13 protein-coding genes are annotated in these 13,519 nt (G+C 31.9%); 3 read left to right on the top strand and 10 right to left on the bottom strand.

The features are described 5' to 3' along the window. The first annotated feature begins 81 nt into the window (after positions 1-81). Positions 82-1,215, top strand: a complete 1,134-nt coding sequence (gene nusA / locus MOV50_RS09055; protein ID WP_321777584.1) for a transcription termination factor NusA — start codon at positions 82-84, stop codon at positions 1,213-1,215. A gap of 17 nt (positions 1,216-1,232) precedes the next feature. Here nusA and MOV50_RS09050 read toward each other — a convergent pair whose 3' ends face one another. Together MOV50_RS09050 and MOV50_RS09045 are read right to left on the bottom strand one after the other, a co-directional pair. Continuing rightward, the gene (locus MOV50_RS09050) at positions 1,233-2,192 is read right to left on the bottom strand and encodes an ABC transporter permease (RefSeq protein ID WP_321777583.1); all 960 of its coding nucleotides are present in this window, start codon (positions 2,190-2,192) and stop codon (positions 1,233-1,235) included. Positions 2,193-2,275: 83 nt separating this feature from the next. After that, positions 2,276-3,538 (bottom strand): hypothetical protein, encoded by a 1,263-nt coding sequence (locus MOV50_RS09045; protein WP_321777582.1) that lies wholly within the window; start codon positions 3,536-3,538, stop codon positions 2,276-2,278. A 112-nt stretch (positions 3,539-3,650) separates the two neighbouring features. Between MOV50_RS09045 and MOV50_RS09040 the strand changes: the two genes are divergently transcribed. Beyond that, positions 3,651-4,016 (top strand): hypothetical protein, encoded by a 366-nt coding sequence (locus MOV50_RS09040; RefSeq protein ID WP_321777581.1) that lies wholly within the window; start codon positions 3,651-3,653, stop codon positions 4,014-4,016. A gap of 6 nt (positions 4,017-4,022) precedes the next feature. Here the strand turns inward: MOV50_RS09040 and fabI are convergent, their stop codons facing one another. The 4 genes from fabI to gap form a co-directional block, all read right to left on the bottom strand. After that, positions 4,023-4,844 (bottom strand): enoyl-ACP reductase FabI, encoded by an 822-nt coding sequence (gene fabI / locus MOV50_RS09035; RefSeq protein ID WP_321777580.1) that lies wholly within the window; start codon positions 4,842-4,844, stop codon positions 4,023-4,025. A 6-nt stretch (positions 4,845-4,850) separates the two neighbouring features. Continuing rightward, positions 4,851-5,471, bottom strand: coding sequence for a triose-phosphate isomerase (locus MOV50_RS09030; protein ID WP_321779656.1), 621 nt, complete (start codon positions 5,469-5,471; stop codon positions 4,851-4,853). Positions 5,472-5,569: 98 nt separating this feature from the next. Further along, positions 5,570-6,769, bottom strand: coding sequence for a phosphoglycerate kinase (locus tag MOV50_RS09025; protein WP_321777579.1), 1,200 nt, complete (start codon positions 6,767-6,769; stop codon positions 5,570-5,572). Positions 6,770-6,773: 4 nt separating this feature from the next. Next, positions 6,774-7,775 carry a type I glyceraldehyde-3-phosphate dehydrogenase gene (gene gap / locus MOV50_RS09020; protein WP_321777578.1) on the bottom strand — a complete coding sequence of 334 codons (1,002 nt, stop codon included), beginning with the start codon at positions 7,773-7,775 and terminating at the stop codon, positions 6,774-6,776. 78 nt (positions 7,776-7,853) lie between these two features. On the opposite strand from gap, the gene nadD reads away from it, so the two are divergent. Beyond that, complete coding sequence (gene nadD, locus MOV50_RS09015) at positions 7,854-8,672, top strand: nicotinate (nicotinamide) nucleotide adenylyltransferase (RefSeq protein WP_321777577.1); 819 nt, start codon at positions 7,854-7,856, stop codon at positions 8,670-8,672. Here the strand turns inward: nadD and mltF are convergent. From mltF to MOV50_RS08995, 4 genes are read right to left on the bottom strand one after another with little or no spacing between them, the layout of a single operon-like run. Next, the gene (gene mltF / locus MOV50_RS09010; RefSeq protein ID WP_321777576.1) at positions 8,669-10,087 is read right to left on the bottom strand and encodes a membrane-bound lytic murein transglycosylase MltF; all 1,419 of its coding nucleotides are present in this window, start codon (positions 10,085-10,087) and stop codon (positions 8,669-8,671) included. The genes nadD and mltF overlap by 4 nt on opposite strands. A 24-nt stretch (positions 10,088-10,111) precedes the next feature. Beyond that, positions 10,112-11,386 carry an ArsS family sensor histidine kinase gene (locus MOV50_RS09005; RefSeq protein ID WP_321777575.1) on the bottom strand — a complete coding sequence of 425 codons (1,275 nt, stop codon included), beginning with the start codon at positions 11,384-11,386 and terminating at the stop codon, positions 10,112-10,114. 21 nt (positions 11,387-11,407) lie between these two features. Next, positions 11,408-12,070 carry a response regulator transcription factor gene (locus tag MOV50_RS09000; RefSeq protein ID WP_321777574.1) on the bottom strand — a complete coding sequence of 221 codons (663 nt, stop codon included), beginning with the start codon at positions 12,068-12,070 and terminating at the stop codon, positions 11,408-11,410. A gap of 41 nt (positions 12,071-12,111) precedes the next feature. After that, the gene (locus tag MOV50_RS08995; RefSeq protein WP_321777573.1) at positions 12,112-13,497 is read right to left on the bottom strand and encodes a response regulator; all 1,386 of its coding nucleotides are present in this window, start codon (positions 13,495-13,497) and stop codon (positions 12,112-12,114) included. Positions 13,498-13,519: the final 22 nt, after the last annotated feature.

Below are 13,519 nucleotides of genomic sequence, written 5' to 3'. Positions count from 1 at the left end.
TGATATAATTTCGTACTTCATAAAAATCCCAAATAATTATCACTGTTTTTTATGAGATTACCTTAAAAAGGACACTAAATAATGGAAAAAATATTAGATATTGTAGATGCTATTGCACATGAAAAAGGTCTTCAACCTGAAAAAGTTATAGAGGCTTTAAAAACTGCATTTGTACAAACTGCAAAAAGAGTTATAGATAGAAATTTTGCTTTTGTAGCTGAAATAAATGATGAAACTAAAAGTATAGATATTATTCAAACTATTACAGTAGTTGCTGATGATGATGAAAAACTACAAGATGAAGAACTTGCTCCAGCATACATCTCTATCACAGAGGCTAGAGAGTATGATGACCAAGTAGAACTAGAAGATCAACTTCAAGTTCCTCACGCACTTGAAGAGTATGGAAGAACTGGTGCTTCTCAACTTCATCGTGAGATTGAGTTTCATATACAAAGACTTGTAGAAGATGAACTTTATAACAAATACAAGTCAAAAATAGGCACTCTAGTAACAGGTAGAGTTACAAGCGTTGACTCAAATAATGCTACCTATATAGAAGTAGATGAAGTGCGTGCTGTTTTACCTATGAAAAGCCGTATTAAAGGTGAAATCTTTGTAAAAGGTGATCACTTAAAAGCTGTTGTTCGTCGTGTAAACATGGACAAAGAAAATGGTATCCAAATCGAGCTTTCTCGTACAAGTCCAAAGTTTTTAGAAGAGCTTTTGGCACTTGAAGTTCCTGAGATTTCAGATGGTACAGTTATCGTAGAAAGATCTGCTCGTATCCCAGGCGAAAGAGCTAAAATAGCCCTTTTAAGCACACACCCTCAAGTAGATGCTGTTGGAGCAACAGTTGGTGTAAAAGGTGTTCGTATTAATGCTGTTTCTCAAGAGTTAATAGGTGAAAATATTGACTGCGTGGAGTACACAAGTATCCCTGAACTTTTCATCTCAAGAGTTATGAGTCCTGCAATCATCTCTCATGTTGAAATTGTTAAAAATGAAGAAGGTGAAGCCCAAAAAGCAATCATAACTTTACCAATTGACCAAAAATCAAAAGCAATCGGTAAAAGTGGTATAAATATCCGTTTAGCATCTATGTTAACAGGGTTAAACATCGAGCTTGTTGAAAATGACCAAGTAACAAATGAAGATGGAGAACTCCAAGAAGCTAAAGATGGTGTGGATGCACTAGAAGCATTGTTTAATTAATACATATTTTAAGTTTTTCATCCTCTTTTCATATACGGATTTAATTTGAGTAAAATTAAATCCGCCATCATATTTCCTAGAAGTGTTAAAAATGATGTTATCATCAAAGTTCCCATAATGATAGGATAGTCACGACTTAGAGCGGACATGAAAAAAAGTTGTCCCATCCCCTCAATACCAAAAATAGATTCTAAGATAACACTTCCGCCTATTAATCCAGGTAAAGACAATCCCAAAAGTGTAATGATTGGCGGTAATAGATTTGGTAGTATATAAAATTTTAGTAACTTTTTTTTACTAATTCCACGAGAAAGAGCAAAATAATAATAATCACTTTTTAATATCTCTAAAGTTAAAGAACGAACATAAATTATCATACTTCCTAAACCTACAAATATCATAACTCCAACAGGAAGCACTAGATGCCAAGCCATATCTGTATAGTAAGATAAGCCTGTTTTTTCTTCTATGGAGTGAAGCCCTGCTATTGGAAAAAGCTCTAAGTTTAAAGATAAGAAAATTATAAAAAGCAACGCTAAATAAAACGAAGGCATAGAAAAAGAGATAAGAGAGATTTGTCTGATAATATAATCTGCTTTTTTTTCATACTCAAGAGCTGCTTTTACTCCTAAATACAAAGAAAGTGCAAAAACTACAACAAGAGCAGTAATATTCATAATAAGTGTAATAGGAAGGCGTTTTAATATTTCAGCACTTACATCTTGCCCACTCACAAAAGAGATACCAAAGTTAAGTGTAGCTATATTTTTCACCCAATCAACATACTGCATAAAAAGTGATTTATCTAAGCCATAAACTGCTTTTAACTGTTCTATAGCTTCTTTTGTCATGTTTGGGTTAAGTTCTCCTGCTGCAAAAAAACTATTTGGTGCAGAGTGAATCGCTAAAAAAGATATGATTGAAATGAGCAGTAACATAAAGAGTAGATAAAAAAGTTTTTTGATTAGTTCTAACATGATGAAATTATATCTAAATGTATAAATATATTCATTTTCCTAAAACAGGAAAGGAAAATGAATATTAAAGGAATGAAAGAATATTAAAAATTATATGTTAAGTAAACTTGCACAGTATTATATGCTTCACCTTTTTCTGTCGCTGATTTTTGATTGTCATTGTCAGATTTTATATATATATAGTAAAGACCTGTATCAAGTGGACCAAAAGATTTTGCTACTTCAAAAGTTACTTCAACAAATGTTGCATCTGCAGCACCTGAGTTAAAACCATCTTTAGTTATTGCTTGAGTATAGTAAAGACCTAAATTATATCCAGCTAATGGAGCAGTTACAGTTACATTAAAAGCACTCGTATCATTTTGAGTGATTTTTCCATAGTACCACCATACTTCAGTATAAAGTTTAGACTGACTACCAGCTAAGTTGGCTCCAGCACCTTTAGAGTTTACACTATCTTTTCCAATTTGAGAATAAGAACCTTTTACAGTAACTACATCTTTTTTATCGTAACCTAACATAACTGCAAAAGCATTATTGTCAGACTTATTTGTATGGTCATAGTTAGTTGATGTATATTGAACACCTGCTAGAATACCTTTCATACTCAAATCAGCTTGAAGCCAATATGATTGAAGTCCAGATATATTTTGAGTTGCAGTTGCAGTTGAATCTGTATTTACACTATAGTACCAAGCTTGAACTTCAAGAGGTTTCCATGAATTATTTTGAATACCTACAGTGTAAGCACCCTTATAAAAACTTTGAAAAACATTGTTTCTAGCATCTGTACCATTATCACCATAACCACCACCTAAAACAGCATCACTATTTGATTTACCAACAAAAGCAGCTACGATAGTAGTATCTGGAATATCTTGATTAATTAAAACAGCCGCTTCAAAAGTAGATGGAAGAACAGACCAAGTTTCACTAAATACTAAAGGAGTATCTAGTTGCATACGACCAACTTTAGCAGTTGTTTTTCCTGTTGTTCCAGCAAGCCACGCTTCATTAAACCATGCATTTGACTGAAGGTTACCTGTAAATGTGCCACCAACTAAATTGTTTTGTAAACCTAAAGTAGTGATACCAGAAAGAGTTGCCCCTGCACTTACACCTTTAGTTAAATCAGCAGTCACTCCAACACTAAGAGATGCTTCCCCTATTGAAGTTGACTGATCAAATAGACCTGCTCTCTCATTTTTAGTATATGAACTGTCATATGTATTGTCTTGTGTGCTATAAAAAAACTTAGTATCTCCACTAACTTTTATATTTTCAATTGCGAATGCACTTGAACCTATTAGTAGCATTGCTACTAAACTTAATTTTGTAAATTTCATAAATTCTCCTTGATATATTACAAATATATAAGAGAATTTTATCATAAAGAATTTTGAGCTAAGCAGAAATACTGCTTAATTTTTAATCACTATTTTATACTATAATTTCATCATGAAAAATTTAAACATAACAATAATCACAACTTTTATTATTTTAACTTTTAATGCTTGTAGCCCTAAAACAGATGTTGCTCCATCTCAAAATGAAGCATTAAATAGTATTACTAGCTCAACAGTTCAAAAAAAGAATGATGGTGCAATGCAAAAATCACTTGATAAATGGTTAAATGATGAATGGACACCAAAAACTCAAAAAGATAAAAATATAAAAGCTAAAGATGCAGATAAAACAAGAGATTTCACACTACAAGAATATGTAGATAAAAGTGAAGTTTATATGAAAGAGTCTAAATCAAATACAAAAGACACTGAGTCACATTCTAAAAAGATGGAATCTATACCTGTTATAGGGAAATAGTAAAACTTACTTTCGCATATCCCATGCAAGAACAGTTTTACCTTCTTCATTTATATCAGCAGCTGCCATACCCATGACATTATAACCACTATCTACATAGTGGACTTCACCAGTAACTCCAGATGCTAAATCACTGAGAAGGTACATAGCAGAATTTCCAACTTGTGTAGTTGTTACATTTTTCTTTAGTGGAGAGTTGATTTCATTCCAGTTTAAAATCTGTTTAAAATCACCAATTCCCGCTGCAGCAAGTGTTCTAATAGGTCCAGCAGAGATAGCATTTACTCTTTGACCTTTTTTACCTAAATCAACAGCCATATACCGTACAGTTGATTCAAGTGCTGCTTTTGCAACTCCCATTACATTATAATTTACAATATATTTTGGCCCACCTAAATATGAAAGAGTAAGAATAGATGCATCATCAGTTAAAACCGATTCTAAACGATTTGTTAAGTCTATAAGTGAAAAAACTGAAATATCCATAGCAATTTGGAAGGCTTCTTTAGTAGTTTTGAGAAAAGGTTGTGAAAGTGCTTCTTTTGGAGCAAAAGCAACAGAGTGAACTAAAAAATCAATCTTGCCAAAATCTTTTTCTATCAAACTTGCAATTCTTGACATATGTTCTTCATTTGATACATCAAGTTCATAAACCTTATCACTTCCAAACTCTTTAGCTATCGGCTCAACTCTTTTTTTAAGTGCATCGTTTAAGTATGTAAATGCCATCTCTGCACCTTGTTCTGCACAAGATTTTGCGATTCCATAAGCTATTGATTTATTATTTGCAAGACCTACGATTAGACCTCTTTTACCTTTCATTATCATTCTTTTTTATTCCTTATCTGCTATATCTTGTGCTATGTCACACATTTTTGCAAAGTCTTTTGCTATTAGTGAGGCTCCACCAACGAGTACACCATCAACATTTTCTATGCTAAGAACTTCTTCAACATTTGATACTTTTACACTACCACCATAAAGAAGAGGTGCTTTACTTTTTTGCTTTAGTGCTAGATGAAGAAGTTCTATATCTCTAAGAGTTGGTGTTAAACCTGTACCTATCGCCCAAACTGGTTCATAAGCTATAACAAGATTATCATACTCAGCATCTATACCTTCATATTGAGCAGAGATATATTCCATCATTTCTTCATTGCTAGATTCTCGTATCTCTAATGGCTCACCAACACAATAAACAATTCTAAAACCTAACTCTTTATAAAAGTTAAATTTTTCAACAAGCTCTTCTTGTGTTTCGCCTAAAACATGACGGCGTTCACTATGTCCGATAAGAATAGTTTTTATCCCAAATTCTTCTAACTGCTCTAAACCTATTTCCCCTGTAAAAGCTCCATTTATAGTTGCGTAAGCATTTTGAGCACCTAAAGTAACTTTACCTTCATGGCTATCAAGAGAAGATATAGCAGGAAATACTAAAACTTCTTGAGAAATATTTTTTTCATTTAAAATACTCTCTAATACCTCTAGATGCTGCTTTGTTTTTTTTACGAGTTAAATTTGCTTTAAAATTTGCTGCTATTATCATCTGTTTAACCTTCTTTAACGATTAATGGTGCTACACCTGGTAAAATTTTGCCCTCTAATAATTCTAAAGAAGCTCCTCCACCCGTTGAGATAAAACTTATCTCATCATCAACACCTATGCGTTGAACAAGGTCAGCAGTATCTCCACCACCAACAACAGTTGTTGCATAACTATCAGCTACAAAATGTGCTATTTTTGATGAGCCTCTTGCAAATTTATCCATTTCATAAACACCCATAGGTCCATTCCAAAGAACAGTTTGAACATCATTTAAACCCTCACGATAAAGTCTAACTGTTGCAGGTCCAATATCTAAACCCATCCATCCTTTTGGAATTTCTTGTGCTGTAACTATCTTACTTATGGCATCTTCAGCAAACTTATCAGCAGCTATAACATCAACTGGCAAGTAAAACTTAACCCCTAATTTTTTAGCTTCATCCATAACATGCCCAGCATCTTGGAGTAAATCATCTTCAACTAAAGAGGCTCCTATATCATAACCCATCTGTTTTAAAAATGTAAAAGCCATTCCTCCACCAATAAATACCTTATCAACTTTTGGAAGAAGATTTATAAGTGCTTCTAGTTTTCCTGAAACCTTACTACCACCAATTATAGCAGCAAAAGGACGAACAGGATTTGAGATAAGTTTACCAAAAAATTCGATTTCTCTTTGAAGTAAAAAACCTGCCGCCTTGTGATTTTCATCAAAAAACTTTGTAATTCCTTCAACTGAAGAGTGAGCACGATGACAAACACCAAAAGCATCATTTACATAAAAATCTGCCATAGATGCTAACTTTTTAGATAACTCTTCATCATTTTTAGTTTCACCATCTTCAAAACGAAGATTTTCTAAAAGAAGAACATCTCCCTTTTTAAGATTAGACACTTTTTCCATAGCGTCTTTGCCAACAACATCAGTAGCTATAACTACATCTCTTTTTAAAAGATGCTGTATTCTTCTAGCTACTGGAATAAGTGAATATTTTTCAACCACTGCACCTTTTGGACGACCAAGATGTGAAGCTAAAATAACTGAACAGTTTTGATCTAAGCAAAAATTAATAGTTGAGATAGCTGAACGAATTCTTCTATCATCAGAGATATTTCCAAACTCATCCATTGGTACATTAAAATCACATCTGATAAAAACTTTTTTACCTGCTAAATCGAGTTTTTTTATATTTAATAATTCCATTTAATTACTTAGAAATATGTAGAGCCATGTCTATTAAACGCATTGAGTAACCCCACTCATTATCGTACCAAGCCATAACTTTAATCATATCTCCGCCAATTACTTGAGTTAAATCTTCAGCAACTATTGAGCTATAAGGTGAACCAACGAAATCTTGAGAAACTCTCATTTCTTTATCTATAAGTAACAGACCTTTTAATTTTGTATCTGCCATTTGGTTAAACACAGCTGTAACTTCTTCAAGTGAAGTTTGTTTTTTAACTACAACATTTAAATCAACCATAGAAACATTTGGAGTTGGAACACGAACACTTTGCCCATGAAGTCTTCCTGTTAGTTGTGGCATAACTAAAGAGATGGCTTTTGCAGCACCTGTTGTAGTTGGAATCATATTTAATGCACCAGCTCTCGCTCTTCTTTTATCTTTTGAATGTTTTACATCCAATATATTTTGATCATTTGTATATGAATGAATGGTTGTCATTAAACCTTTCTCAATACCAAAAGCATCATCTAAAACTTTTGCAACAGGAGCTAAACAGTTTGTTGTACAAGAAGCATTTGAAACTATCGCTTGTCCATCATATAAACCTTCATTTACCCCCAAAACAAATGTAGCTGTATTTTTATCTTTAGCAGGGGCAGAAAATAAAACTTTAGAAACACCATTGTCTATATGAACTTGAGCAGATTCTTGAGTTAAAAATGCACCTGTACACTCTAAAACAATATCTGCGCCACAATCTGCAAATTTTAACTTTTTAGGATCACGGTCATTAAAAATTTCAATGCTTTGTCCATCAATGCTAATGTGATCAGCATCTACATCTGCTATATCACTAGCAAAAGTTCCATGAACAGAATCATTTTTTAGTAGATACAAAAGCATCTCTCTACTTGCCATGTCATTTATCGCCACTATCTCAACATCATCTCTTGTTGCTGCTATGCGTGCTACACAACGACCAATTCTACCAAAACCGTTAATTGCTATCTTTAATGCCATTATATTTCCTATATATTAAATAAATTGATAGATTTTATCTAAAATTAGCTATAATTCGCTTTAAATTCTGGAAACGCTATGAAAACAATCGCTCTTTTTGGAGGTTCTTTTGACCCTCCGCATATTGGACATATTGCTATTGTCAAAGCCTTGAGTAATCTTGATGAGATTGATAAGGTTGTTGTTTTGCCTACATTTTTAAACCCATTTAAAGAAAAATCTTTTCTAAAAGCTTCTAAGAGATTTGAGTTATTAAAAGAGCTTTTTTTAAATGATAAAGATGTAGAAATTTCAGACTATGAAGTAAAACAGGAACAAAAAGTTACCTCTATAAAAAGTGTAAAACATTTTTTAAAAAAGTACAAAAAGATTTACTTTGTTATTGGTGCAGACAATCTTAAAACTTTAAAAAAATGGCAAAACTATGAAGAACTTAAAGAGTTAGTTACTTTCATAATTGCCTCAAGAGATGCCATTGTAATACCAAGAAAATATATAACTCTAAATATTGATGAAAATATTTCATCATCAGAATTAAGAATACAAAACAAAAGGAATAACTTGAACAATAGAATAGAACAAATCACAAATTCACTAGATAAACACAAAGCCGAAGGCATCGAAGTTTTTGACTTAAGAGATAAAAACTACTTTGTAGATTATGCAATCATAGCTTCATCACTTGGTACAAGACATACACCAGCACTTCTGAACCACCTAAAAGATGATATCAAACCTGCTGAAAAATTTAACAATGTTGATGAAAGTGGAGATTGGATAGTTATTGATTTAGGAGATATTCTTATTCACATTATGACACCAGAGTATAGAGTAAAGTACGATATGGAGAGTTTTTTAAGCTCACTTAAAGAAGGAAAAGAAGGCGCGGAGCTTTAATTTTTTTTAGTTGTATCATTTATATTTTGTAAAATATTTCTAAAGTCATAAATAGAATCAACATACTTTACAGGTTCACTTCCTCTTGCATATCCATGTTTCAATGTTTTATAGTAACTTTTTTGCGAGAGAAGTGGCAGAGCCTTTTTTAAGTCACTCCATACATTTTGATTCAGTCCCATTTTTTTAGTTAGTCGCTGGGCGTCTTTGATGTGCCCAAAACCAATATTATAAGATGCTAAAGCAAACTTTAAACGGTCATCACCAACAACTTCTTTTGGTACTTTATCTATCATAAACTTAAGATGCCTTGTTCCACCTTTTATACTTTGATCAGGATTTAAACGATTTTTGACCCCTAAAATTTTTGCAGTTCTACGAGTTAGCATCATCAAACCTCTCACTCCTGTAAAACTTTTTGCTCTTGGATTCCAATGAGATTCTTGATAAGATTGTGCAGCTAAAAGCGTCCAAGGAATATTATATTTTTTACTATATTTTACAAAATACTTTTTATATTTTGGCAGTCTTGATTTTACCCTCTTGTAAAACATTTTCGTATTATAGTAGTTAAAAAACAGTACATAACTGTAATAATGGTCTTTTAATCTAGCTAATTTTCCACTTTGGTTATAACTGTTAAACCACGAGTACATGTCAGCCTCTAACTCTGTTGAACCTTTGGCTAAAACCCAGGCTAGTTGTTCTCTCTCACTTATCACAAAGGCTAAGGCAATTTTAGGAAAATACCTCTGGTTGAGTGCATAAATATTTGAATCTGCCACCGTACAATCTATCTCATGAGATGCAACTTGTTCTAGTAGTTCCTCAGTTGAGAGGTCTGAGTCGAGTGTTGCATTTATATCATAACCATCTTTTTGTAAAGCTGTGATTCTTTCACTATAACTTGTACCTTCTCCAACTGTGATACTAAGTCCTGCTAAGTCTTCTATATCTCTAGGGAACTTACCACTTCCCAACATTCCTCTGTTACAAATCACCTGTTCTTGAACTTCAAAATAAGAAGGTCCGAAGTTAAAAGTTTTTTGTCGTTGTATTGTTTTTGTTAAAGATGCTGAAGTTATATGTATATGCTCTAGTTTACTCAATTCTATAGCATCTTTAATTGTGTTTGCCTTGGTAATGCTTAACTCAACTCCGAGATGCTCAGCATAAGCGTTTAGTAAATCATACTCAAAACCTCTAACTCCATCGGATCCTATATAGTAAGTTGAAGGAGCATTTAGTAAAACAACATTTAAAATTTTTGATTTTTTGATTTTATCTAAAATAGATAATTTTTTTATTCTATTACCTGGAGTATATGCCGAATGACTGAGCCAACCAAAGGAAAAGATAGAAAATGCAAGAAGCATTGAAAAAAGAATTTTAAAATTTTTACTAATATTATTCATATCTATTAGTTTACAACTTAAAACTTATGCAAAAATAAAACGATTTTGTCCATTTACATATTCATGTGCCAATACTTTGTCATGTGCCTTTAAAATGGAATCAACAAGATATAAACCTAAACCGAAACTATTTTTAGATGGATTATCTTTTGTAAAAGGCTCTATGTAGTAATGTAGTGGTTCTGATAAACACTCTCCCTTACTCTCAAAACACAACTCATCATCTATACTCATAATTTTAACATGTGCATCTGGGGAGTATTTAATACCATTATCTATCATGTTTTTTATAGCTGTTGTATATAACCTATAATTTACTACTAACTTAGCGCTCGCATCTATATCAATAGTTATTCCACTTTTATCTAACATCGCCATATCGATAGCTTCATCAACAATATCTACAAGTCTATACTCTTTAAAATCATCTTTATTGCTAATACTTGTAACCTCTTCTATAAGAGCAAATTCTGCAACTAACGACTCTAGTCTTCCAAAAATAGAACAAAACCTATCTCTTTGTTTGGTAGTTTTTAGCATCTGTGTGGCTATTGTTCCTTTAGCTATTGGCGTTTTTAACTCATGCATTATATTTCTCAAGAAAAGTGTTCTTGATTCTAAAATAGTGTTAATTTTCTCTCTTGCATTTTCAAGTTCATTTGATACAAGTGCTATCTCATCACTACCTGATGTTTTAAAAGAGATTTTTAAATCTCCATCTCCAAAACGGGCTATTTTTCTTCTTAAACGAATAAGAGGTCTAAGTCTTTGAAGTATCAATAAAAAAGAGATAGAAATAATAAGCATTATTGTTGAATAAGTATATGCTAAAGAGAAGTAACTATAAGGTTTTAAAGCCTCATCTTCAATCAATACCGAACCAATAGGAGATTTTATATAAAAGTATATTTTTTTACGCCATTCAAGCATCGATATTCTAAAATCACGAACAACTTTTTGAGTATAAAGTCCTTTTTTATCAAGGATTATAGATTCATCAACTCTTTGAAAATCTTTTTGTTTTAATACTTTAGCTTTTTTTAAAATAACCTGTTGATAATTTTTTTCTTTTTCTATAATAAACTTATAAACTGCCAAGTTTGCTTCTAGTAAAATATTTGAAGTTTTTTTCTGTTGATGTTCACGATAAAGTTGCGTTATTGTTTCGTGTTTTGAGAAAATATTCTCTATATATCTATGTTTATTAAGTCTATAAAATTCCCAAAAAACTGCACTTACACTTACTATTGTTACTACATAAGCAAAAAGTACAGTTAAAAAAACAGCATGTTTACGCAATAATTTTCTCCTTAACAAAGACTATTTTAATAGTTTATATCCAACGCCACGAACTGATTCTATAAGAGTTTTATCCCCTAGCTTATTTCTAATTCTACCAACCATAACATCTATGCTTTTGTTTGAAGAATCTTCATTTATAGCATTTACATTATGAATCAAATCTTCTCTTGAAACTACAAGACCTTGTTTTGAAATCATATATGCCAAGATTCCAAACTCTGCATTTGTTAAGTCTATATTTCTACTTTTATAAGTGATAATCATAGATGCCATATCTGCTTTAAAGTCACTTTTTGACTCTTGTTTAGCTTCACTTTTTGCTTCATATCTTCTTAAAACCGAATGGATTCTAGCTTCAAGTTCTCGTGGGTCATATGGTTTAGGCATATAATCATCAGCACCTAGTTCAAATGCTTTTACCTTATCAGTAACATCACTTCTAGCCGAAGAGATAATAATAGGAATATCTTGTCGTTCACGAATAGCTTCACAAACTTCTAATCCGTCCATACCAGGAAGTGTTAAATCTAAAATAACCAAATCAAAAGGTTTTAATTTTAATATACTTACTGCTTTAAAAGGGTCGTCTTCTGTTACGACCTCAAACTCAAACTGCTCAAGATATTCTGTTAATATCTCTGCTAATTCTAAGTCATCTTCAATCATTAATATTTTTATCATAATCCAAGTTTAACAAATATGAACTAATAAGAAGTTAATATTTAGGTATTTATCTTACAATAAGGTAATTTATCATCATTGTACCTATTTATTACATTTGTAAAACAGTTAATATTTAAAAGAAATAGTTTAACCAACTTAGGTTCAAAATGCTTACCTGATTCATCTTCTATATATTTTAAAACCTCATCTAAGTCCCAAGCATCTTTATAGACTCTTTTAGTAACTAAAGCATCAAAAACATCTACTAAACCTACTATACGCGCATGTATTGGAATATCTAAACCCTCCAAAGCATCTGGATAACCAGAACCATCCCATTTTTCATGATGCCAAAGAGCAATCTCTCTGGCTATTTTTGCTACACTTTTATCACTATGAAAGGCATTATCAAGAATTTGAGCACCATTTCGAGAGTGGTGTTTCATATCTTCATATTCATCAGCTGTAAGTTTACCTGATTTACATAAGACATCATCAGCAATGGTAATTTTCCCAATATCATGTAAAATAGACATCTTTGCCATCATCTGTGCTTCTTCTTCAAACATTCCGTATAGTTTTGATAAAAGATAAGTATATTCTTTAATTCTTTTTACATGAGAAGATATTTCAGCACTTTTGAACTCTGTAATTTCTGAGAGTAAACTTATAATATCTTCATCAAAACTAGACTGCATTGACTCAAAAAGATTCACCGTTTCGATATTTTGATAAATCCTTGCATAAAATTCATCTCTTGAAAATGGTTTTGTTATGTAGTCATTTGCTCCATCTTTTAAGAAACGACTTGTAGTGTAAGAGTTTGTATCTGAGGTTAAAATCAAAATACTCAACTCTCTTCTACCTCTTTTTTTGCGAATTTTCCTTAAAAATTCTAAACCATCCATAACAGGCATATGATAATCTGTAATAACCAACTCTATCTCTGGATGAAGCTCTAACTTTTCAAGAGCCTCTTTTCCATTAGATGCTGTTATAACTTTAAAATGATGAAGCATAAAATTTTGCTTTAAAAAACTAGTATATAGAACAGAATCATCAACTATTAAAACTGTTTTTTTCTTATTTGCTTCTAATTGTTTTAGTTTTTCTACAACATATAGTATATTTTCATATCTCTCTTTTAAGACATAGTCAACTATTTGCGCACTCTCAAAGCCATCTCTAAAGTCTTCATCAAAGATACCGGTAAAGACTATGGGAGCGATATTGTGTTCATTTAAAAGAGAGATGATTTCACCACTGTTCGCATCTGGAAGATTCATATCAGCAACAGCAAATTCATATCGTGTTTTAGATAAAAGTTTTTTAGCCTCTGCATAAGTTTGAGCTATTTCATAATCAAAGTTTGTATATTTAGTTAAAAGTTCATCAAAAATTTTACAAAGCATCTTAGAGTCTTCCACGATTAAAAGTTTTGCCATACTAATACACCTTATTTATTTA

The sequence above is a fragment of the Sulfurimonas sp. genome (assembly GCF_029027585.1).
GTDB lineage: Bacteria > Campylobacterota > Campylobacteria > Campylobacterales > Sulfurimonadaceae > Sulfurimonas.
Note: the sequence above shows the minus strand (reverse complement) of the source record. Positions and strands in the feature narration are given on the sequence as shown.